The organism is Lentibacillus cibarius, assembly GCF_005887555.1.
Taxonomy (GTDB): Bacteria; Bacillota; Bacilli; order Bacillales; family Amphibacillaceae; genus Lentibacillus; species Lentibacillus cibarius.
Genome location: NZ_VCIA01000001.1, coordinates 3,511,918 through 3,533,004 on the forward strand (window position 1 = coordinate 3,511,918; position 21,087 = coordinate 3,533,004).

General features: G+C 40.1%; 22 protein-coding genes. 18 read left to right on the forward strand and 4 right to left on the reverse strand.

The genetic code is table 11. The features are described from left to right. Nucleotides 1-238: 238 nt before the first annotated feature. The 8 genes from FFL34_RS17240 to FFL34_RS17275 all read left to right on the forward strand — a co-directional run bounded on the left by FFL34_RS17240 (nucleotide 239) and on the right by FFL34_RS17275 (nucleotide 6,248). Nucleotides 239-880 carry a YneB family resolvase-like protein gene (locus FFL34_RS17240; RefSeq protein WP_138604544.1) on the forward strand — a complete coding sequence of 214 codons (642 nt, stop codon included), beginning with the start codon at nucleotides 239-241 and terminating at the stop codon, nucleotides 878-880. A 77-nt stretch (nucleotides 881-957) separates the two neighbouring features. Further along, on the forward strand, nucleotides 958-1,191 hold the full coding sequence (locus FFL34_RS17245) for a DUF896 domain-containing protein (protein ID WP_138604545.1): 234 nt from the start codon (nucleotides 958-960) through the stop codon (nucleotides 1,189-1,191). A 58-nt stretch (nucleotides 1,192-1,249) separates the two neighbouring features. Continuing rightward, the gene (tkt, locus tag FFL34_RS17250) at nucleotides 1,250-3,283 is read left to right on the forward strand and encodes a transketolase (protein WP_411712806.1); all 2,034 of its coding nucleotides are present in this window, start codon (nucleotides 1,250-1,252) and stop codon (nucleotides 3,281-3,283) included. A 201-nt stretch (nucleotides 3,284-3,484) separates the two neighbouring features. Further along, complete coding sequence (gene sirA / locus FFL34_RS17255) at nucleotides 3,485-3,949, forward strand: sporulation inhibitor of replication protein SirA (RefSeq protein ID WP_138604546.1); 465 nt, start codon at nucleotides 3,485-3,487, stop codon at nucleotides 3,947-3,949. A 44-nt stretch (nucleotides 3,950-3,993) separates the two neighbouring features. Beyond that, on the forward strand, nucleotides 3,994-4,218 hold the full coding sequence (locus tag FFL34_RS17260) for a YneF family protein (RefSeq protein WP_138604547.1): 225 nt from the start codon (nucleotides 3,994-3,996) through the stop codon (nucleotides 4,216-4,218). 186 nt (nucleotides 4,219-4,404) lie between these two features. Continuing rightward, nucleotides 4,405-5,112, forward strand: coding sequence for a cytochrome c biogenesis CcdA family protein (locus FFL34_RS17265; protein ID WP_138604548.1), 708 nt, complete (start codon nucleotides 4,405-4,407; stop codon nucleotides 5,110-5,112). A gap of 90 nt (nucleotides 5,113-5,202) precedes the next feature. Continuing rightward, nucleotides 5,203-5,628 carry a Na(+)/H(+) antiporter subunit B gene (locus FFL34_RS17270; protein WP_138604549.1) on the forward strand — a complete coding sequence of 142 codons (426 nt, stop codon included), beginning with the start codon at nucleotides 5,203-5,205 and terminating at the stop codon, nucleotides 5,626-5,628. Nucleotides 5,629-5,774: 146 nt separating this feature from the next. Continuing rightward, on the forward strand, nucleotides 5,775-6,248 hold the full coding sequence (locus FFL34_RS17275; protein WP_138604550.1) for a CcdC family protein: 474 nt from the start codon (nucleotides 5,775-5,777) through the stop codon (nucleotides 6,246-6,248). Between the two features lie 52 nt (nucleotides 6,249-6,300). Here FFL34_RS17275 and FFL34_RS17280 read toward each other — a convergent pair whose 3' ends face one another. Beyond that, nucleotides 6,301-6,732, reverse strand: a complete 432-nt coding sequence (locus tag FFL34_RS17280; RefSeq protein WP_138604551.1) for a DUF2621 family protein — start codon at nucleotides 6,730-6,732, stop codon at nucleotides 6,301-6,303. A 268-nt stretch (nucleotides 6,733-7,000) separates the two neighbouring features. On the opposite strand from FFL34_RS17280, the gene FFL34_RS17285 reads away from it, so the two are divergent. The 6 genes from FFL34_RS17285 to FFL34_RS17310 all read left to right on the forward strand — a co-directional run bounded on the left by FFL34_RS17285 (nucleotide 7,001) and on the right by FFL34_RS17310 (nucleotide 12,723). Beyond that, nucleotides 7,001-8,119 (forward strand): ATP-binding protein, encoded by a 1,119-nt coding sequence (locus FFL34_RS17285; protein ID WP_234031534.1) that lies wholly within the window; start codon nucleotides 7,001-7,003, stop codon nucleotides 8,117-8,119. A 314-nt stretch (nucleotides 8,120-8,433) separates the two neighbouring features. Then, complete coding sequence (gene acnA, locus FFL34_RS17290; RefSeq protein ID WP_138604552.1) at nucleotides 8,434-11,124, forward strand: aconitate hydratase AcnA; 2,691 nt, start codon at nucleotides 8,434-8,436, stop codon at nucleotides 11,122-11,124. A 232-nt stretch (nucleotides 11,125-11,356) separates the two neighbouring features. After that, a complete protein-coding gene (locus FFL34_RS17295) occupies nucleotides 11,357-11,512 on the forward strand; it encodes an FbpB family small basic protein (protein WP_234031535.1) in 156 nt (51 codons plus the stop codon). A 136-nt stretch (nucleotides 11,513-11,648) separates the two neighbouring features. Next, a complete protein-coding gene (gene tlp, locus FFL34_RS17300) occupies nucleotides 11,649-11,867 on the forward strand; it encodes a small acid-soluble spore protein Tlp (protein ID WP_138604553.1) in 219 nt (72 codons plus the stop codon). A gap of 131 nt (nucleotides 11,868-11,998) precedes the next feature. After that, nucleotides 11,999-12,424: an acyl-CoA thioesterase gene (locus FFL34_RS17305; RefSeq protein ID WP_138604554.1), complete on the forward strand. Its 426-nt coding sequence runs from the start codon at nucleotides 11,999-12,001 to the stop codon at nucleotides 12,422-12,424. Continuing rightward, nucleotides 12,424-12,723 (forward strand): hypothetical protein, encoded by a 300-nt coding sequence (locus FFL34_RS17310; RefSeq protein ID WP_138604555.1) that lies wholly within the window; start codon nucleotides 12,424-12,426, stop codon nucleotides 12,721-12,723. The genes FFL34_RS17305 and FFL34_RS17310 overlap by 1 nt, the downstream gene beginning before the upstream one ends. Nucleotides 12,724-12,861: 138 nt before the next feature. Here the strand turns inward: FFL34_RS17310 and FFL34_RS17315 are convergent, their stop codons facing one another. The 3 genes from FFL34_RS17315 to plsY all read right to left on the reverse strand — a co-directional run bounded on the left by FFL34_RS17315 (nucleotide 12,862) and on the right by plsY (nucleotide 14,142). Continuing rightward, nucleotides 12,862-13,161: a HesB/YadR/YfhF family protein gene (locus tag FFL34_RS17315; RefSeq protein WP_138604556.1), complete on the reverse strand. Its 300-nt coding sequence runs from the start codon at nucleotides 13,159-13,161 to the stop codon at nucleotides 12,862-12,864. A 17-nt stretch (nucleotides 13,162-13,178) separates the two neighbouring features. Beyond that, nucleotides 13,179-13,409, reverse strand: a complete 231-nt coding sequence (gene yidD / locus FFL34_RS17320) for a membrane protein insertion efficiency factor YidD (protein ID WP_138604557.1) — start codon at nucleotides 13,407-13,409, stop codon at nucleotides 13,179-13,181. Between the two features lie 151 nt (nucleotides 13,410-13,560). Further along, nucleotides 13,561-14,142, reverse strand: coding sequence for a glycerol-3-phosphate 1-O-acyltransferase PlsY (gene plsY / locus FFL34_RS17325; protein ID WP_138604558.1), 582 nt, complete (start codon nucleotides 14,140-14,142; stop codon nucleotides 13,561-13,563). A 385-nt stretch (nucleotides 14,143-14,527) separates the two neighbouring features. On the opposite strand from plsY, the gene parE reads away from it, so the two are divergent. The 4 genes from parE (at nucleotide 14,528) to FFL34_RS17345 (ending at nucleotide 21,065) form a co-directional block, all read left to right on the forward strand. Further along, nucleotides 14,528-16,480, forward strand: a complete 1,953-nt coding sequence (gene parE, locus FFL34_RS17330; protein ID WP_138604559.1) for a DNA topoisomerase IV subunit B — start codon at nucleotides 14,528-14,530, stop codon at nucleotides 16,478-16,480. A 129-nt stretch (nucleotides 16,481-16,609) separates the two neighbouring features. Beyond that, a complete protein-coding gene (gene parC, locus FFL34_RS17335; RefSeq protein ID WP_138604560.1) occupies nucleotides 16,610-19,051 on the forward strand; it encodes a DNA topoisomerase IV subunit A in 2,442 nt (813 codons plus the stop codon). Nucleotides 19,052-19,231: 180 nt separating this feature from the next. Then, nucleotides 19,232-19,813: a TetR/AcrR family transcriptional regulator gene (locus tag FFL34_RS17340; RefSeq protein WP_138604561.1), complete on the forward strand. Its 582-nt coding sequence runs from the start codon at nucleotides 19,232-19,234 to the stop codon at nucleotides 19,811-19,813. Nucleotides 19,814-19,922: 109 nt separating this feature from the next. Then, nucleotides 19,923-21,065 (forward strand): acyl-CoA dehydrogenase, encoded by a 1,143-nt coding sequence (locus FFL34_RS17345; RefSeq protein ID WP_138604562.1) that lies wholly within the window; start codon nucleotides 19,923-19,925, stop codon nucleotides 21,063-21,065. Nucleotides 21,066-21,087: the final 22 nt, after the last annotated feature.

Below are 21,087 nucleotides of genomic sequence, written 5' to 3' on the forward strand. Positions count from 1 at the left end.
TATCATGGTGACTCCCAAAAAGCAAACATTCGTTCGAAAAAACACTTGACAAGATCACCTGTTCGTATATAATATAACGCAGATACGAACAATAGTTCTGTTTAATGAAGGGATTGATTTAAATGTTTGAAAAAATGACGAAAACGGATATATTCTATTTGGTAGCATTTGCATTTGCGTTAGGATTTTTATATGTCGCTTTAATAACAAGTGCATAATATTAGAAGGAGATTTCAAATTGAGAGCGATTATTTATTGCCGTGTAAGTACGGATAAAAAAACACAGGAAACGTCGCTACACCGACAAAAAGAAGAATTATTGCAGCTTGCCAATCGTTATGCATTTACAATTGTCGAACACATCGAGGAACAGGCGAGCGGATATGATATAAACAGGGAAGGCGTTTTTCAGATGCTTGATTATTTTTCTTCAGGTGAGGCTGACAGTTTGCTTATACAGGATGAAACAAGACTTGGGCGAGGGAATTCAAAAATTGCTTTATTTCATCAGCTACAAAAAATGAATGTTAATATTTATACAGCTCTGCATGATGGGCAGCTGGAATTGTCTGAATCAGATTCGATGGTACTGCAGATAGTCAGTATTGTAGAAGAATATCAACGAAAAATACATAATGCAAAAATTAAACGAGGTATGAAAAAAGCGGTTGATAGCGGATATGACCCAAGCAATAACTTAACAAACCGTAATAAAGCTCCAGGAAAGGAACGAAAACAATTTCCGATAGAAGAAATTGTGCGCTTAAGAGAGAGTAATAATATGACGTTTGAGGAAATTGCTCAAACCTTGAAAGGACTTGGGCACCCAGTTTCCAGAGCGACCGTCCATCGCAGATACCAAGAATATCAAAAAACTTGATAAAGGCATATGGAAATCGTACTATGAAAAAATAGGGGCATTATTGTTCCTATTTATAGGCTCCAGGAGGTTTACCAATGATATCAAAAGAAAAACTGGAACGCATAAATAAACTCGCTAAAAAGTCAAAAGAGGAAGGTCTGACCGTGAAAGAACAGGCCGAACAAAAAGAATTGCGGGAAGAATATTTACAAAACGTAAGGAAATCCTTTAAAAATCAGTTGAAATCCATGACGGTGAAAGACCCGGAAGGTGAAGATGTTACGCCAAAAAAAGTTCGTGATTTACAGGAAAAAGATAAGAAGCATTAAATGAGCCGGTTTATTTATGGTTGTTGTATAATCGGTTTCGTTATAGAATTAAGAGGACATGAAAACAACAATGGAAAGGGGTATTACTTTGTCGCAGCACACTGAGCAGCTATCAATCAACACTATCCGCACGTTGGCAATTGATGCGATAGAAAACGCAAATTCCGGTCATCCCGGTCTCCCAATGGGAGCGGCACCAATGGCATACACATTATGGACAGATTTTATGACGCACAACCCTAAAAACTCCAAATGGTTTAACCGGGATCGTTTTGTCCTGTCCGCCGGTCATGGCTCTATGTTATTGTATGGACTCTTGCATCTGTCCGGTTATAATGTAACGATTGATGATTTGAAATCTTTCCGTCAGTGGGGATCCATTACCCCTGGGCACCCAGAAGTGCATCATACTGATGGGGTTGAAGCCACCACCGGCCCTCTTGGACAAGGGATTGCTATGTCAGTTGGAATGGCGATGGCCGAGGCACATCTGGCAGCAACATACAATAAACAGGACTTATCCATCATCAATCATCATACATATGCGCTTGTTAGTGACGGAGATCTTATGGAAGGTATTTCTCATGAGGCGGCCTCACTGGCAGGTCATCTTGGTCTTGGAAAATTGATTGCATTGTATGATTCCAATGATATTTCACTGGACGGAGAATTAAACCGCGCTTTCTCCGATAACACCGAAGAACGATTTAAAGCTTATGGTTGGCAAGTCCTCCGTGTTGATGACGGAAATAATTTGAATGAAATTCGTCGTGCAATTAAAGAGGCTAAAGAGAATACACAGCAGCCAACACTAATTGAAGTAAAGACCGTCATCGGTTACGGTTCACCAAACAAATCCGCATCTGCAGCATCACACGGAGCCCCACTTGGTGAAGATGAAGTGAAATTAACGAAAGAACATTATGAGTGGCAACATGATGATTTCGATGTTCCGGATGAAGTTTACCAGGACTTTTTGGAAAAGGCAGGCAAAAAAGGTACTGAAGCTGAAGAGAATTGGAATCGTTTGTTTGAGAACTACAAGGAGAAATACCCTGAGCTCGGGGCTGAACTAGAGAACGCTATCAACGGGGAACTACCGGATAATTGGGCTGATAACCTCCCTGTGTACAGTCCGGAAGACGATACAAAGGCAACACGCGCCACATCCGGTGAAGTGCTTAACGAAATTTCTAAGTCGGTTCCATACCTCTTTGGCGGAAGTGCGGACCTGGCAGGATCCAATAAAACAACGGTCAAAGGTGAACAAGATTTCTCCCGTGAAAACTATGCAGGCAAAAATATTTGGTTTGGTGTTCGTGAATTAGCCATGGCTGCTGCAGCTAACGGAATGGCACTCCATGGTGGGATAAAACCTTATGCCGGTACATTCTTCGTATTCAGTGATTATCTGCGTCCGGCACTGCGTCTTTCAGCCATTATGAATAACCCTGTCACATATGTTTTTACACATGATTCCATTGCAGTTGGGGAAGATGGTCCAACACATGAACCAATTGAGCAATTGCCATCACTTAGGGCAATGTCTGGTCTATCTCTTATTCGTCCTGCAGATGGTAATGAAGTACAAGCGGCATGGAGATTGGCGATGGAGTCAAACAATCAACCAACTGCGCTTGTACTAACAAGACAAGGTGTCCCTGTGCTGGAAGGAACAAAAGAGCATGCATACGAAGGCGTCAGAAGGGGTGCTTATACAGTCAGTGCATCTGATAAAGATACTCCGGACGCGCTTCTACTTGCCACAGGTTCAGAAGTGCAGCTAGCTGTCAAAGCGAAGGAAGAATTAAAAGAGAAAAATATTGATGTAAGCGTCGTAAGCATGCCTTCCTGGGATAGGTTTAATAAACAGGATGACGACTATAAAAAACGTGTTCTTCCTCCTGAGGTGAAGAAGCGACTTGCAATTGAAATGGCTTCTCCATTTGGATGGGAAAGATATACAGGTGACCAGGGTGATATATTAGCTATTGATCAATTCGGAGCATCTGCTAAAGGTGCAAAAGTAGTTGAGGAATACGGTTTTACAGTTAACAATGTCGTCAAGCGCGTCGAGGCACTTCTAAATTAAATTGACTGGATAAATTGACTGGATAAAAGTGACTTCCTTCTAGGGGAGTCACTTTTTTTAAAGGAAGCGATACAATTTTTAGTGGTAAAGTTAAGTGCTGCCTTTATTCATGTGTGTCGACAAAACTAGAAGTTATTTGCCACAAGGTATGACAAACTTTGAAAATAGAATCGGTATAATAGTAGTAGATGAGGAGGGATTATGTTGAATCATTACTCTATTTACTGGATTAAAGAAGAATTTGCGCAATTCTTTTATTACAGAAGTGAAATATTATGCCGATTTATCAAAAGTTATGAACATAATCAGAGCAGGGAGGATCTCGTCAAGCAATTCGGGTATATTACATTGGAATTTCCTCAGACTTCATTAATTGCACATATTATGGATTACCTTCCACATAACATGAGCATGCAAAAAAAAGGTGATTTATTGAAAATTTATGATGGTAATCGGTATATTTCTTTACATATGGAGGAAAAACGTATAAACTTTCGAAGTGACATCATTCATGACGCTGAGGAAATACTTTTTCCTGCGTTGCGGTCATTTCATCCGTATTTATTTGTAGTGGGGAACGATACTGAGGACTTTGGGTGGATTTCCCCGGTCCGTCAGGTAACAAAAAGGGACAAGCTTGGACAAGCATTGTATTCCTGTCTTTGATTTACTATACTGTATAGGAGACAACATGAAGGAGGAAAACTTGAATGAACGTAATTTGGGTTGTTTTAATTGCCATCGCTGCATTGATAGCGGGGGTTGCGCTCGGGTTTTTTATTGCCAGAAAATATATGATGAACTATTTGAAGAAGAACCCACCAATTAATGAACAAATGCTTCGAACACTTATGATGCAAATGGGACAGAAACCGTCGCAAAAGAAGATTAATCAAATGATGCGTCAAATGAATAATCAGTACGACAAAAAATGATTTGAATTTAAAAATGGATGGTTTCGTTACCCCGTGTTGTGAAAACCCCTTGTTAAGTCAATAACAGGGGTATTTTACTTGCTTACTACTTACCCGGAAATTGTTCTATTATTGTCAAAGACACCCTCTAAGTTCTAATTCCTGTTTGGTAAAATGGGGAGTAGAATAATGCTAGGAGGATTTTGCATGACTGAAGAAATAAATATATTCATTGCATTCGGCGCCGGCTTGTTATCATTCGTCTCTCCGTGTGTATTGCCATTGTATCCGGCGTTTTTGTCATATATTACCGGGATGAGTGTTAATGAAATTAAAGATGAGAACAAAATGCTAAATCGCAAAAGTTTATTGCACACACTATTCTTTTTGCTTGGATTTTCATTGGTTTTTATCATGCTCGGCTTTGGGTCTTCGTTTATATCTGAATTTCTTGAAGCAAACCGTGATGTAATTAGGCAGATTGGGGCTGTTGTCATAGTTTTCTTCGGCCTTGTGATTGTAGGGGTGTTCAACTTTGAATTCCTTATGAAAGACAGGAAAGTAACGTTCAAAAATCGGCCAACTGGTTTTGTTGGAACATTTTTGATTGGACTGTCGTTTTCATTGGGTTGGACACCATGTATGGGTCCTATTTTAATGGTTGTTATTTCGCTTGCTGCTACAAATCCGGACCTGGGTATGGTAATGATGATAAGTTATATTTTAGGATTTTCCGTTCCTTTCTTTATTCTTTCTTTCTTTATCGGAAAGCTAAAATGGATTAAACGGAATAGTTCGCGAATCACGAAAATAGGCGGTTATATCATGATTTTCATGGGGATTGCATTATTCTTCGATTGGCTCACCGATCTATCGTCATTGTTGGCTAGCCTATTTGGTTTTTCGGGTTTTTAGGAACTGCATGAATTGGAATTTTAGTTATATTGTATTAAAATGTAGACTAATACAGTCTATAGAATTAATAGAGCAAAGGAGTTCGCCCCGATGTATAAACCGAACGATCTTATCTTGCGCACGACTACATCACTAATTGCTTTCATTTTATTGGGCTTTTCGATATATTTGCTGCTTGCTGGGCACAATGCACCTGGCGGGGGATTTATTGGAGGATTAATGACCTCTGCTGCGATTGTGCTAATGTATATGGCATATGGGTCTGCTGTACTGGAAAAAGTGCTTCCAATTAATTATCGTTTGTTGATCCCTACAGGACTTTTAATCGCTGTGGGAACTGGATTGGCATCGTTTATTTTTGGCGAAGCATTCCTATCACATACATATGGCTACTTTCATGTACCTGTTTTTGGTGAACTCGAACTTGCTACCGCTATGTTGTTTGACTTCGGCGTCTATTTTACCGTTTTAGGTGTCACTATTTCCATCATTTTATCGATTGCTAATGACCATTAAAAGTAGACTTAAGGTGAACAATTAATTAGTACCGGATTTTATACGGACGCTTTAAGGATACACTTAAAACGTGTACTGTAACTGTCTTTGTGTAATATTTGTTACTGAATTAAGCGGCTAAAAAGTAAAGAAAAGAGTGATTAAGCATGTGGCTGGTGGGGAGTACAGTTGTCGCAGCTTTCATGGCTGTGACCATGATATTTGTTCGTTTAAAAGCCTCGAAAAAACCGGCATCGGTCAAAAAAATATTGTTGCCTCCAATATTTATGAGTACTGGGGCACTCATGTTTCTATTTCCTGTGTTCCAGGTAAGCTGGATGGAAGTGGTTGAAGCTGTTTTGGTAGGCATGGTTTTTTCTATTTTCCTTATCAAGACGTCAAAATTTGAAGTAAGGAAAAATGACATTTATTTGATACCTTCCAAGTCATTTGTTTTTATATTGTTTGCGTTATTGATTGTTAGAATTGTTATAAAACTTGTCATCGGAGCAACCATTGCTGTAGGTGAGACAAGCGGGATGTTTTTTTTGCTCGCATTTGGCATGATTGTATCCTGGCGGCTGGCAATGTTGTATAAGTTTAAAAAACTGGAAAAGAAATTAGAATATGCAAAAGGTTAATCGTGCGTTCATAATGGACGCACGATTACTATGTTTAAGAAGAATCCGTGCTTCATTCCGGTTCAAATAAATATTCATATGGGGAGATATCGATCTTTCGCTGATTCAGTTTTTTGCGTAAAAATTTGTGGTCACGTTTTGGTGTCGCCAAAATATAACCTTCGATAAGGATGTCTTGAGTGATGATTTTTCGTTTCTTTCGCAGTGCAACTTCACCGATTTTACCGGCTATCTTTTGCTTTGCGACGTCACGGAACAATTCGGGAACAGGAGATACGAGGTCTTCTAGTAATTCTTTTTGCTCGTCCATCCACATATGCTTTGTTTGTTCAATATAGTATTCCTCCCAGTCCATCGCTGAAACGCCATCTTCTTTCGGCCACTTTTTCAGGAATTTGCGGAACATGAAAAATCCGCCGACCCCCATAAGGCCCAATAGCAGAAACCCCCACAGAACAATCAGAATATCCCCGATTACCGACATAAAATCACCTATTCCAACATATTGATTTTGGTTCTTACTATTTTTTCCTTTAACTCTGTTTTTTTTATCATCTATAATAGTCGTATACGCTAGCTTAATTCATATGATACTGACATTGTCAGGGTATTTTTTACATCATCGATTATTTATACTACAATTACAATTATAATAGGATATTGCTGTGCATACAAGTGACATATATTTGTCAAATATTCATATGATCGAAAATAGAAAACATTATTAACATCATGGTAGAGGAGGGAATGGGATGATTGACAAATATCACAAACACCATATGAACCACGATTATAGTGAAGAGAATACGGACATTCCCCCAAGGCTTCATAAATTAACTTCTTTACCTTCTCCTATCCTTACATGGATTGATCAGCATTTACATGGATTTATTACTGTCTGGGATGAATATGATACGATCATTCATGTGTCAAGTACAATTGAAAAAATATTGGGATATACTGCCGCAGATGTGGTTGGCACAAAATGGTTTGAAAAAATTTCTGGTGGAGACACGGCTTACATAAAAGAAACACTTGATGCGAACCCCAATACATCCCAGACATTTTATGTAACGATTCAGGATGCGGATGGCAATAATGTGCATACGGATACGATTGCAGCAAAAATTGTGTGTGAAAACAAAAAATGCTATTACGCAGCTTCCATACAGGATATTACGGATCAAAAAGAAGCGGAAGAGATGATGATCCGTTCTGAGAAAATGTCTGTTGCCGGTCAGCTTGCTGCAGGTATAGCACATGAAATCCGCAACCCCCTGACGTCTCTGAAAGGTTTCTTGCAACTTTTGCAGGCAGGTGTAAAACACAAAGATGAGTATTATCAAATTATGGTGGATGAAATAGAGAAGATGGAGGCGATCACATCGGAACTGTTATTTATTTCTAAGCCATTAACCGATCATAAAGAATGGGAAAGTTTACCCGAACTTATTGATGATGTCATCACATTGTTAAGGTCGCAAGCCAGACTAAAGAATATTACTATTTTGCGAGAAGGGGAAAATAGTTTGTATGTCAATTGTGACCGATCTCAGATTAAGCAGGTGTTCATCAATCTCCTGAAAAATGCAATTGAAGCGATGGATAAGCCTGGATACATAAAAATTAATTATAGGCTAACCCAACAAACAATTCTAATAGATATTGTTGATGAGGGTGAGGGTGTACCAAAAGAGATTATACATAAATTGGGTGAACCCTTTTTCACGACAAAACAATCCGGTACAGGACTAGGCATTATGATTACAAAGCAAATCCTTGACCGCCATCAAGGTGATTTGGAAATCATGCATAACGCCGATAACGGAAGTACGTTTAGAATAACGCTACCATGGTCGGAAGTGTCATAATGCAATTATTAATTTATTATGTATGTAATCTGAGAATAAGTCTTCATTTTAAGCTCATAAAGTTAGACTAAAAAGAGAGGGAAAATCTACTACTGATTCAAGTTTTATTTTACATATCAGTTTACTGATAAGATAAAGTTATATAGTTTAATAATTTTTTACTATACAGATTCAGTCAGGAAAGGATTGTTTTATAGAAATATTTGATATAAGATAAAGTAGTAGGGGATTTTTTTGTCAAAATTACTGTGTAGTTTGTCAAAAAGGTATTTGAGAGAGCAGTTAAATGACATTTGAGAGAGGAGTTAAGTGATATGGGAATTGATACGAAAAAACAGTTTGATTTGAATGGTAAAACGTATAATTTTTACCAACTACAAGCGCTTGAAGATGCAAATTTAGGAAAAATATCCCGCTTGCCTTTTTCAATCCGTGTTCTTTTAGAATCGCTCATCCGTCAACGAGATGGTCACGTGATTAAAGATGAACACATTGAAGGCTTGTCTAAATGGGGTTCAGATGACACGGTGGATGTTCCTTTTAAACCTTCTAGGGTTATTCTGCAGGATTTCACTGGAGTTCCGGCTGTTGTTGATTTAGCCTCTCTAAGAAAAGCAATGGTTGATATGGGTGGCGAACCGAACAAGATCAACCCAGAAGTTCCAGTAGATTTGGTTATTGACCACTCTGTACAGGTTGATCAGTATGGCACACCAAATGCACTGCAGGCGAATATGGAACTGGAATTTGAGCGTAATATGGAACGGTATGAGTTTCTCCACTGGGCACAGAAAGCATTTGAGAATTACCGTGCAGTTCCGCCGGCAACCGGTATTGTGCACCAGGTGAACCTGGAGTATATTGCTGATGTTGTACATGGTATTGAAAATGATGATGGAACATATGACGCATTCCCGGATACATTAGTGGGGACAGACTCACATACGACGATGATTAATGGTTTAGGCGTTCTTGGTTGGGGCGTTGGTGGAATCGAGGCAGAAGCAGGCATGCTTGGTCAGCCATCATATTTCCCTGCTCCAGAAGTTATTGGTGTTAAGTTCACCGGAAATTTCCCACAAGGAACGACTGCCACTGACTTAGCTTTAAAAGTGACCCAGGTGCTACGTGAGAAGAACGTTGTCGGAAAATTTGTGGAGTATTTCGGACCAGGGTTGAAAGACATGCCGCTTGCTGACCGTGCAACCATTTCTAATATGGCGCCCGAGTATGGTGCTACATGTGGATTTTTCCCTGTTGATGATGAAGTATTAAACTATCTCCGTTTAACAGGGCGTAGTGAAGAACAGATTGCGTTAGTAGAAAAATATTGTAAAGAAAATAATCTTTGGTATTCTGCTGACCAGGCGGACCCTGAATATACGGAACTTGTGGAAATTAACTTGTCTGAATTGGAACCAAACCTGTCCGGACCAAAACGCCCGCAGGATTTGATTGCCCTGTCAGACATGAAAGAAGAGTTTAATAAAGCTGTAACAGCACCATCTGGTAATCAAGGGCTTGGATTAGATGAATCGGAGTTCGATAAAGAAGTAACGATTGAGCACCCAAATGGCGAAACATCTGTTATGAAAACCGGTGCAGTTGCCATAGCAGCGATTACATCATGTACGAACACGTCCAACCCATACGTGATGCTTGGAGCAGGTTTACTTGCGAAAAAAGCAGTGGAAAAGGGATTAAAAGTTCCGGAATATGTAAAAACATCATTGGCACCAGGTTCAAAAGTGGTGACCCGCTACCTTGATGACTCTGGTTTACAGGAGTATCTAAATCAACTGGGCTTCAACCTTGTAGGGTACGGGTGTACAACTTGTATTGGTAACTCAGGACCACTACGTCCGGAAATTGAGGAAGGAATATCTGGCAAGGACTTAACGGTTTCTTCCGTACTGTCCGGTAACCGGAACTTTGAAGGCCGTATCCATCCGCTTGTAAAAGCAAACTATCTGGCCTCGCCGCCACTGGTCGTTGCTTATGCACTGGCTGGAACGGTAGATATAGACTTAACAAAAGAGCAACTTGGTACTGACGGTGACGGGGAACCGATTTATTTAGCGGATATCTGGCCATCGATGGATGAGATTAAAGATACTGTTCAAAGTGTTGTGAAGCCGGAAATTTTCCGCAAAGAATACGAAACTGTATTTGAATCCAATGAAAAATGGAATAAGATTCAAACAACCGATGAGCCGCTATTTGAATGGGATGATGAATCAACGTATATTCAAAATCCGCCATTCTTTGAAGGTTTGTCGAAAGAAGCCGGCACTGTGCGACCACTCGATAATCTTCGGGTTATTGGTAAGTTCGGTGATTCGGTGACAACCGACCACATATCACCTGCTGGGGCGATTCCAAAAGATATGCCGGCCGGTCAATACTTGCAGGAAAAAGGTGTTTCACCAAGAAACTTTAACTCATACGGTTCACGCCGTGGTAACCATGAAGTGATGATGCGCGGTACATTTGCGAATATTCGTATCCGTAACCTTCTGGCGCAAGGAAAAGAAGGCGGTTATACCACTTATTGGCCGACTGGTGAAGTAATGCCATTTTACGATGCCGCTATGAAATACCAAGAAGACAACACTGGATTACTTGTTATTGGTGGTAAAGATTACGGAATGGGTTCATCTCGTGACTGGGCAGCTAAAGGAACGAACCTGCTCGGTATTAAAACTGTTATTGCGGAAAGTTTTGAACGGATTCACCGCTCTAACCTTGTTATGATGGGTGTATTGCCATTGCAGTTTGAACAAGGTGAAAATGCGGATAAACTAGGACTAACCGGTAAAGAAACGTATAACGTTGAAATTGATGAACATGTTAAGCCGCATGATCGTGTACAAGTGACAGCGATTGATGAAGACGGAAACAAAACGAAATTTAATGCCGTTGCACGTTTTGACAGTGATGTAGAAATTGATTATTATCGTCACGGCGGTATTTTGCAAATGGTATTACGCAATAAGTTAAAGTGATAAAGTACAAATAAAAAGCCAATACATCGATGTATTGGCTTTTTTAATTTCTTTTCTAACGCAAAAAATGTCCCTATATGTCATAAAAAGACTCACAACCTTTTGGTGTGATTGGTCATTTAATCAAAAATAAATGCTTTAGCGGTAAAGTTACTGTCTTTTTATTTTATTTTGCTATAAACATTATTGGTATAAATTTTCAAATAAATGGTAATACTGCTTCTAAAAAGGGGTGATTACCATTTCTTTAAAGAAAAGATCTTCTTTTGAAGAACTCGTTCGGAAAAATCGTGAGCAAATTTTACAGAATGAGACATTCTTAGAAAAAATTGAAACAAATATGGAAACAAGAATGCGTGAGTCACTGAAAGAAGATAAAGCAAAATAAAAGCAGCCCACGCGAAATGGCTGATTGCTACAGACCATTTCGATGGGCTGTTTTTATGTATATTATCTTTGGATCGGCAAAAAATGAAATCAGACCACCTTTTTTGGGTGAAATATTTTTGTAAAGGAGAAGGACTATGTCTGATAAGTATGAACCAAAGCCGGATGACCGCAGTGATAATGTAGAAAAGCTGCAAAATATGGTACAGGATACAATTGAAAATATTGAAGAGGCACATGAAACAATGGAATACAGTTCAGGTGAACAAAAAGAGCAAATCAAAGCCAAAAATAAGCGCCGTGAAGAAGCGATTGAAAGTATGCGCCAAGAAATAAAGGATGAAGCGAAAAAGTAGGTGCGATTAGCCTCCAACTATTTTTAAATGTTGGAGGCTTTTCCTACTGCTGTGCAAAATTACTTATGTTTTGGACAATATATGATAAACTATTCCATATAATACAGTGATAGGAGAGGGGGAGCAACATATTGCATAAAACACATACACCAATTGAAGTAAGATATCAAGAAACAGATCAGATGGGGGTTGTTTACCATGCCAATTATTTGGTTTGGTTTGAGATCGGGCGTACAAAGTATATAGAAAGCCTGGGTCTAAGTTATATGGATATGGAAAATAGTCATATTGTTTCACCGGTTGTTGATGCACAGATTAGTTTTAGAAAACCTGTTCATTATGGCGAAAAGGCTACGGTAGAAACTTGGCTGGACACATACGATGGTTTACGTACTGTTTATGGATACAATATAAAAAAGGAAAACGGAGAGCTGGCAGTAAGTGGAACAACCAAACATGTCATTGTACACAAAGAGACCTTTCGTCCAATGTCACTCCGTAAAGCGTTCCCAGATTGGCATGAAGTATATTTGCAGCAACTAAATGGTGATGCTTAATGGCTTTTGGGGTAAATAGACGTGAATTGCACGAATGGAAAACACAGGTAAAAAATGGACAGATTGCTTTTTTGACACACTTCTGGATTGATGAGCGGTTTCCTGGCTGTTATACGGTAACGAAAGTCGGTTGCAGTGACTTGGGGAAACTCGCTGAGTGGGGGCGTGCCTATCAGTTAAATCCGGACTGGATTCATCGGGATAAACATTTTCCGCACTTTGATTTGTTTGGTGACAAGCAGAGGCAAATACTAAAAGATGAAGGGAAATGGGAGCATATGAGAAGGTTTAGGATATAAAAAACTGCGGTGAAAAATCCCTGGAATCAGTTTCTATCCATAAATTATCTTTTAAATATAACAGGCAAACCCTCATCGCAGAAATAACCACAAACTGCATATGGGGCTGCCTGTAATAAAGGTTTCATTATTTATGTTTCATTTTGGCTCGTTTGGATTATAAATGAATTCCGGTTCCAGTCCCTGCTCGTTCATCTGAATAGTCAAATTATGCTCATCAAAATACCATGCGTCTTTCTCCTCGATATAAAAGTTTATACCTTCAGCATTAGTCGAGGCATATTCACTGTACGGAGTGTCCCTGCCGATACCGAGCGAGAACCCGGGGATACGACCTCCGAAACCATATCTTACAAAAAGCCGGAAATAATCATTCTTTTCAGCATCAAATTCTTCTTTATACCACTTAGCTGCTTGGTCTGTTACATGTAGCTTCAATTATGTCAACTCCTATTCTAATCGTGCTTTTTATTTTTTTCTGGTACCAAATCAACCCCACCAGGATGAAATGGGTGACATTTGCTGATCCGTTTGATGGTCAGAAAACTCCCCTTTATAAATCCGAATCGTTTGTAAGCCTCTAGCCCATATTCTGAACACGTTGGGAAAAATCTGCACGTTGGTGGTTTTAGTGGACTGATTGCTTTCCGGTAAAATTTAATCAACCCAATCATTAAATAGCGCATATGTTATACTTCCGAAAACGTTTTGTTTTATAAGATAATTGCTTCTTAGGAAATGTGACTATGGTTTCCAATGTTGATCCCTTCTTGATTAGACTTCATTATATAGTATACTAAAAATAAAAACGAATATAAACGTATTAGCCTAGTGGTGTTACATCCATGTAATTTTCGGTTCGGTCCTATTTTTGATCCGTTTAATATTTTCACGGTGGCGATAAAAAACCAGAATGGTAAGAATTGCAGTGACAATAACAAGACCTGTTTCCCTAAAAAGGGCAGACACGATAATTGCAACTATCCCAGTAATCATGGATGATAGGGAAACATACTTGGATAAATAGAGTGTAGCAAAAAATGACAGGATTATCATGGCAAACAGAACTGGATTAATCCCAAGAATAATACCACCGGACGTTGCAACTGCTTTGCCACCTTTGAATTTAGTGAACAATGGATAAGTATGGCCTAACACAGCAAACAGGCCTATTGCCAGCCGGAACACCTCCACATCGAATAGTAGTGGAAGGACTGTTGCGGTGGTTCCTTTTAAAATATCCACCAACGTTACTGTAATGCCAGCTTTTACACCAAGAATGCGGAATGTATTCGTAGCACCTAGATTACCACTCCCATATTCACGGATATCTATATTATAGCCGAGTTTACCGATAATAACACCAGACGGGATTGATCCTAATAAATAAGCAATGAAGGCAAAAATAAAAAAAACCATAAGCTTACCTTCTTTCCAATATGAAATTTGTTTGCCTCTCATTTTACCATGAAATGTCGATTCTAAGAACCTTTATCCATTGTTATCTCTTGTATTGTTTTCTATAATGCAATATAGAAATCTTATTCGACTGTCCAGTAAATGCCCGATGCTGTTCAATTAAAAATTAGTGGTGGTCATAAGTTGGGCAGGCTGAGTCATCACACTTTCTGCGTCGAAAGCTTCATTGATTGAGGTTTCCCTTTACATTTTTTCTGTTAGAATGTACGAATAGACATGTTTAACGATAATAGAACATTTACAATCACAAACATTTGTTCTATCATTGGAATGATAGTGAAAAAAGATGTATCATTCACGAAGAAAGAGAGGAGCATGCATCTTAATGAATAATGAACCTATGCAGTATAACGATGAATCGATTCAGGTGCTAGAAGGGCTTGAAGCCGTTAGAAAAAGACCCGGAATGTATATTGGAAGCACTGATCAGCGCGGGCTTCACCATCTTGTGTTTGAAGTGGTGGACAACGCAGTCGATGAGGCGCTGGCTGGTTTCGGAGACATGATTAAAGTGACGGTACATAAAGATAATAGTATTTCTGTGGAAGATAACGGCAGAGGTATCCCAACCGGCACACACAGTACCGGAAAGCCTACAACTGAAGTGATTTTCACTGTTCTTCACGCTGGCGGCAAATTCGGTCAGGGCGGCTATAAAACAAGTGGAGGACTGCATGGTGTGGGTGCGTCTGTTGTCAATGCCCTTTCTGAGTGGTTGGAGGTAACAATTTATCGTGACGGCAATAAATACAAACAGCGCTTTATAAATGGAGGAAACCCCGCAACTTCACTAGAAACGTTGGGTAAAACAAATAAAAAAGGGACGGTCATTCATTTTAAACCAGATCCTGCCATTTTTACGACTACCATCTATAATTTCGAAACATTATCGGAACGTTTAAGGGAATCGGCTTTTCTCTTAAAAGGATTGAAAATCGAACTATTAGATGAGCGGGAGCAGCAAAAAGAAGCATATCAATTTCCAGACGGGCTGAAATCCTTTGTTACATACCTTAACGAAGAGAAAGACGCCCTTCATCATGTTGTTTCATTTGAAGGTCAGCAGCAGGATATTGAAACAGATTTCGCGTTCCAATTTAACGATGGGTTTGCTGAGAATATGCTTTCATTTGTCAACCATGTTCGAACCAGGGACGGAGGTACACATGAATCAGGTGCACGAACCGCAATAACCCGTGTGTTTAATGACTATGCAAGAAGAAATGCATTCCTAAAAGAAAAAGATAAGAATCTGGAAGGCTCGGATATACGGGAGGGAATGACAGCCATTGTATCAGTTCGAATCCCCGAGGGAATGCTGCAATTTGAAGGCCAGACGAAGGATAAACTCGGAACAACGGAAGCACGATCTGTCGTTGATGCTGTCGTCTCTGAGAAACTTTCCTATTTTTTGGAAGAGAATCCTGATGTTGCGGGAATGCTGGTCAAAAAAGCGATCAAAGCGAAAGAGGCACGGGAAGCGGCGAGAAAAGCACGAGAGGAATCAAGATCTGGTAAAAAGAAAAAACGCAAGGACGCGCTATTAAGCGGGAAATTGACCCCTGCTCAATCCAAAAATCCAAAGAAAAATGAATTGTATCTTGTGGAAGGTGATTCTGCTGGGGGATCGGCTAAACAGGGACGTGATCGTAAATTTCAGGCTGTCCTCCCTCTACGCGGTAAAGTAATTAATACAGAAAAAGCTAAGATCCAGGATATTTTTAAGAATGAGGAAATTTCAACAATCGTCCATACAATTGGTGCAGGTGTCGGCGGTGATTTTGATTTGAAAGATGTTCAATATGATAAAATTGTTATCATGACCGATGCGGATACTGATGGTGCACACATCCAAGTCTTGCTTTTGACATTTTTCTATCGGTATATGCGGCCATTAGTGGAGGCTGGAATGGTGTATATTGCACTCCCACCGCTCTACAAAATAACAAAAGGCAAAGGCAAGAAAGAACAAACGGTTTATGCGTGGGATGACGATGAAATGAAAGCAGCCATTAATAAATTTAAAAATGGGTACATCGTGCAGCGTTATAAAGGATTGGGAGAGATGAATGCAGATCAACTCTGGGAAACAACGATGAGCCCTGGGACAAGAACATTGATCAGGGTTACCATTGAAGACCTTGCCCGCGCCGAACGTAGAGTTACTACACTTATGGGTGATAAAGTAGAACCAAGAAGAAAATGGATTGAAGGCCATGTGGAATTTGGTATGACTGAGGATGCAAATATTTTAGAAAATGATAAGATTCATTCGTGATATAGATTAACAAAATGACTTGCAACCACCCTAGGATATTCGCTAATTTCGGGGGTAGGAGTGCGAATTGGCTGGTTATGGCGATATAATCAGCCAATCGTTTTAGCAAACTATAGGGGGGGAAAAGGCTTGACACAAGCTGAAAATTATTTGGATCTTCCACTTGAGGAAGTGCTTGGTGACCGGTTTGGCAGATACAGTAAGTATATTATTCAGGAACGGGCACTGCCTGATGCCAGGGACGGGATGAAACCAGTACAGAGACGAATACTCTATGCAATGAATGAAGAAAAAAATACATACGATAAGAACTTTCGAAAATCTGCTAAAACAGTTGGTACGGTTATCGGGAATTACCATCCGCATGGGGACTCATCCGTTTATGATGCAATGGTCCGGCTCAGTCAGGAATGGAAAGTGCGGAACCGTCTGGTTGAGATGCACGGTAACAATGGCAGTATTGACGGTGACCCACCTGCAGCTATGCGTTATACAGAAGCCAGGCTCTCCAGAATAGCTTCGGAAATGATCCGAGATATTGATAAAGAAACGGTTGATTTTGTACCAAACTTTGATGATACTATCTCTGAACCTGTTGTTCTCCCGGCTAAAATTCCGAATCTGTTGGTCAGTGGATCAACCGGAATTTCTGCTGGATACGCGACGGATATCCCACCGCATAACCTTGGAGAAGTAATTGATGCGGTTATCAAAAAGATCGATCAACCAGATGCATCGGTAGCTGAATTGATGAAGGCAATTAAAGGTCCCGATTTTCCGACCGGCGGTATTATTCAAGGGATTGACGGGATTAAAAAAGCGTATGAAACCGGCAAAGGCAAAATTGTCGTACGTGGGAAAGCAAAGGTGGAGGATGTTCGTGGTAATCGCCAGCAAATTGTCATTGACGAGATTCCGTATGAAGTGAACAAGGCGGCCATGGTTAAAAAAATGGATGAGTTGCGAATTGACCGGAAAGTGGAAGGGATTGCCGAAGTACGTGATGAAACAGACCGGACTGGTTTACGTGTTGTTATTGAACTAAAAAAAGACGCAGACAGTGAAGGTGTTTTAAAGTATTTGTACAAAAATACAGATTTGCAAGTAACGTACTCCTTTAACATGGTTGCCATCCAGGACAAGACACCGAAATTATTATCACTACCGCAAATACTTGATGCCTATATTGCTCACCAAAAAGATGTGGTAACAAGGCAAACGGTATATGATCTGAAAAAAGCAAATGATCGAGCGCATATTGTTGATGGGCTGATGAAAGCAGTATCTGTTCTCGATGAACTGATCGCTGTCATTAGGAGTTCCAACGATAAACAAGATGCTAAAAAACGCATTATTGCAAAATATGCGTTTTCGGAGGCACAGGCTGAAGCGATTGTCACACTCCAGTTGTATAGGTTGACGAATACAGATGTTACAGCACTGGAAAAAGAAGCAGCCGAACTAAAAAAGCAGATTAATGAATTGGAAGCTGTATTAGGCAGTGAGAAAAAATTATTCCAGACAATAAAGAAAGATCTTCGCCAATTGAAAAAAACGTTTGCCGGGGAACGGTTGACAGTTATTGAGGATAAGATTGAGGATTTGACATTTGACATTGAAGTGACAGTAGCAAGCGAGGATGTAGTCGTATCAACTACAAGTGATGGTTACGTGAAGCGGACAAGCCTTCGTTCCTACGGGGCCTCGAATGGTGAGGATTTTGCCATGAAAGATGAAGATCATCTCGTGGGGCTGCTTGAGCTGAATACAACTGACAAAATTCTTCTGTTTACTAATAAAGGGAAGTATATTTATTTGCCTGTTCACGAATTGCCGGATATTAGATGGAAAGATCTTGGTCAGCATATTTCTAATCTGGTAACGATGGATAAAGATGAGCGTATCATCAAGACTATACCAGTTCGGGAATTTAGTGATGACCAGTATATTGTCTTCTTTACAAGAAATGGGTATGTCAAACGGAGTGAAATGAGATTGTATAAAGCGCAACGTTATACGAAAGCGCTGATTGCCCTGAAATTGAAAGACAATGATGAGGTTGTCGATGTTTTTCAGACGAATGGAAACTGTGATGTTTTCGTCGCCTCCAATAGGGGATACGGTTTATGGTATCATGAATCGGAAGTATCTGTTGTTGGTCAGCGGGCTGCAGGAGTGAAAGCAATACAGTTGAAAGAAGGCGAGTTTGTTGTAAGTGGACAAGTTTTTGATGACTCAAAAGAGCCCTCGCTGGTTATCGTGACACAACGTGGTGCGTGTAAGCGGATGAGATTAAAAGCATTTGAGAAATCCGTTCGAGGCAGACGCGGCTTACTCATGCTCCGGGAATTAAAAAGCAAACCCCACCGGTTGAAGGGACTGTACACGATTGACGAAAATGACACGATTTATTTCCGGACGAATACAGGCGAAAAACACAGTGTGTATCCACTGGAGCTTACAGCTAGTGATCGTTCCAGCAATGGCTCCTTTGTGATCGATGGTGACAATCATGGAGAAGTTACAGAAGTCTGGAAACAAGCGTTATACGAGAAACCCTTTGACGAATAAAAGAAACAGGCAGTTTCACCTATTGAAACTGCCTGTTTCTTTTTTCCTCTTAGGTTGCGAAAGTTGGCTTCTTTATAAATAGTTACATGTAAATTGGTTATTTTTTCTTTATATTTTCTGAAAAATGTGATAGACTAATTTTAGTAGGAAGGAGGGGTCAGAACGAATTTACGAAAAAAGATCATTGAAGCATCCTTAGTGCTGTTTGAAAAGTATGGGTTCCACGGCGTTACGGTTAATCAGATTGTCCAAGAAACCGGGACGTCTAAGGGAGGTTTTTATCATCACTTCACTTCCAAGGATGAGTTACTTTTTGTCATTCATGATGAATTCATAACATATGTATTGGAAAAGGCGACTGCTGCTAAAGAAACATATGAATGGCCAACTGAAAAATTGCAGGCAATTGTTAAAGAATTTGTTAAGGTGTTTGACCTGTACAAATCACATATCTCCGTCTTTTATCAGGAACACATTTATTTAAAACCGCATTACGAAACATTGATTAAAGAAAAACGGGATCAGTTTAAGCAGCTTATGGTTGATATTGTCAGTGAGGGAAAGAAAACCGGGGTGTTTCGCCGGGATTTACCTGAGGAAATAACAGCAATGGCTATTCTTGGTATGGTTAATTGGATTTATAAGTGGTATAGACCGTCTGGACCAAAATCAATTGAAGAAATTGCAACCATTTTTGTCGATTTAATTCTACACGCCGTATTAGAGAAAGATAGAGTAGAAATAATACCGATTGATACATAACATAGTATAGAACGGACTTTTTATCTAATAAATATCGTCGTATAGCATTTTTTTATTACCAATACAGACCAACCAGTCGGTCTCTTGAATAAACAAAGGGGGGTTTGACATGAATTTTGAATTAACGAAAGAGCAGAGCATGATTCAGAAGATGGTACGGGATTTTGCACAGGAAGTTATTAAACCAAGAGCTATCGAAATTGATAAAGAAGCCTCATTCCCGCTCGATATTTTTGAGCAAATGGGAGAGCTGGGGCTTTTAGGGATCCCTTTTCCTGAAGCCTATGGTGGATCCGGTGGTGATACACTTTCGTATGTCATAGCTGTCGAGGAAATCGGCCGCGTATGCGGAAGCACCGGCCTTAGCTATGCGGCGGCAGTATCCCTTGGAGCGAGTCCAATTCACTATTTTGGAACCAAGGAACAGAAAGAAAAGTACCTAATGCCAATGGCAGAAGGCAAAGCACTTGGTTCGTTCGGGCTGACAGAACCAAATGCCGGATCAGATGCAGGTGGGACGAAAACGACAGCAGTTGAAGATGGTGATGATTATATTATCAATGGTGAAAAATGCTTCATTACCAACGCGAATTATGCAAAGACCATTATTGTAACCGCTGTCACTGGTAAGGATGAGCGTGGGAAAAATATCATATCCGCCATTATTGTTCCAGCTGATGCAGAAGGACTCACCATTACAGGCAATTATGACAAGATGGGGGTACGCGGCTCTGATACAGCAGAAATTGTACTGGAAAATGTCCGTGTTCCAAAAGAAAATCTGCTCGGTGATCCCGAAAAAGGGTTTAAGCAATTTTTGCACACGCTGGATGGCGGTCGCATTTCCATCGCTGCACTAGGGCTGGGTATTGCACAGGCGTCCCTTGATAGGGCGCTCGGTTACGCCAAGGAGCGGCAGCAATTCGGTAAGCCCATTTCCAAATTACAGGCCATTCAGTTTAAACTGGCAGATATGTCCATGGAAGTAGAGTTGGCCCGTAACATGGTATATAAAGCGGCCTGGCTGAAAGATAATGATAAGCCCTTCTCCAAGGAAGCGGCATATGCCAAACTTTATGCAACCGAAACAGCATTTCGGACGGCTAATCAGGCAATTCAGATCCATGGCGGATATGGTTATATGCGGGAATATGAAGTGGAACGGTATTTACGTGATGCTAAACTGCTTGAAATCGGTGAAGGCACATCGGAAGTGCAGCGAATGGTAATTGCAAGGCATCTTGGCTGCTGAAAAATGATATGGAGGGAGAAGA

What these genes read in the sequence shown, in the direction of transcription:
- FFL34_RS17245 (WP_138604545.1), top strand. Translation starts at nt 958, where the DNA reads ATGATATCAAAAGAAAAACTGGAACGCATAAATAAACTCGCTAAAAAG.
- tkt (WP_411712806.1), top strand. Translation starts at nt 1,250, where the DNA reads ATGAAAACAACAATGGAAAGGGGTATTACTTTGTCGCAGCACACTGAG.
- sirA (WP_138604546.1), top strand. Translation starts at nt 3,485, where the DNA reads ATGTTGAATCATTACTCTATTTACTGGATTAAAGAAGAATTTGCGCAA.
- FFL34_RS17260 (WP_138604547.1), top strand. Translation starts at nt 3,994, where the DNA reads ATGAACGTAATTTGGGTTGTTTTAATTGCCATCGCTGCATTGATAGCG.
- FFL34_RS17265 (WP_138604548.1), top strand. Translation starts at nt 4,405, where the DNA reads ATGACTGAAGAAATAAATATATTCATTGCATTCGGCGCCGGCTTGTTA.
- FFL34_RS17270 (WP_138604549.1), top strand. Translation starts at nt 5,203, where the DNA reads ATGTATAAACCGAACGATCTTATCTTGCGCACGACTACATCACTAATT.
- FFL34_RS17275 (WP_138604550.1), top strand. Translation starts at nt 5,775, where the DNA reads ATGTGGCTGGTGGGGAGTACAGTTGTCGCAGCTTTCATGGCTGTGACC.
- FFL34_RS17280 (WP_138604551.1), bottom strand. Translation starts at nt 6,732, where the DNA reads ATGTCGGTAATCGGGGATATTCTGATTGTTCTGTGGGGGTTTCTGCTA.
- FFL34_RS17285 (WP_234031534.1), top strand. Translation starts at nt 7,001, where the DNA reads ATGATTGACAAATATCACAAACACCATATGAACCACGATTATAGTGAA.
- acnA (WP_138604552.1), top strand. Translation starts at nt 8,434, where the DNA reads ATGGGAATTGATACGAAAAAACAGTTTGATTTGAATGGTAAAACGTAT.
- tlp (WP_138604553.1), top strand. Translation starts at nt 11,649, where the DNA reads ATGTCTGATAAGTATGAACCAAAGCCGGATGACCGCAGTGATAATGTA.
- FFL34_RS17310 (WP_138604555.1), top strand. Translation starts at nt 12,424, where the DNA reads ATGGCTTTTGGGGTAAATAGACGTGAATTGCACGAATGGAAAACACAG.
- yidD (WP_138604557.1), bottom strand. Translation starts at nt 13,409, where the DNA reads ATGCGCTATTTAATGATTGGGTTGATTAAATTTTACCGGAAAGCAATC.
- plsY (WP_138604558.1), bottom strand. Translation starts at nt 14,142, where the DNA reads ATGGTTTTTTTTATTTTTGCCTTCATTGCTTATTTATTAGGATCAATC.
- parE (WP_138604559.1), top strand. Translation starts at nt 14,528, where the DNA reads ATGAATAATGAACCTATGCAGTATAACGATGAATCGATTCAGGTGCTA.
- FFL34_RS17345 (WP_138604562.1), top strand. Translation starts at nt 19,923, where the DNA reads ATGAATTTTGAATTAACGAAAGAGCAGAGCATGATTCAGAAGATGGTA.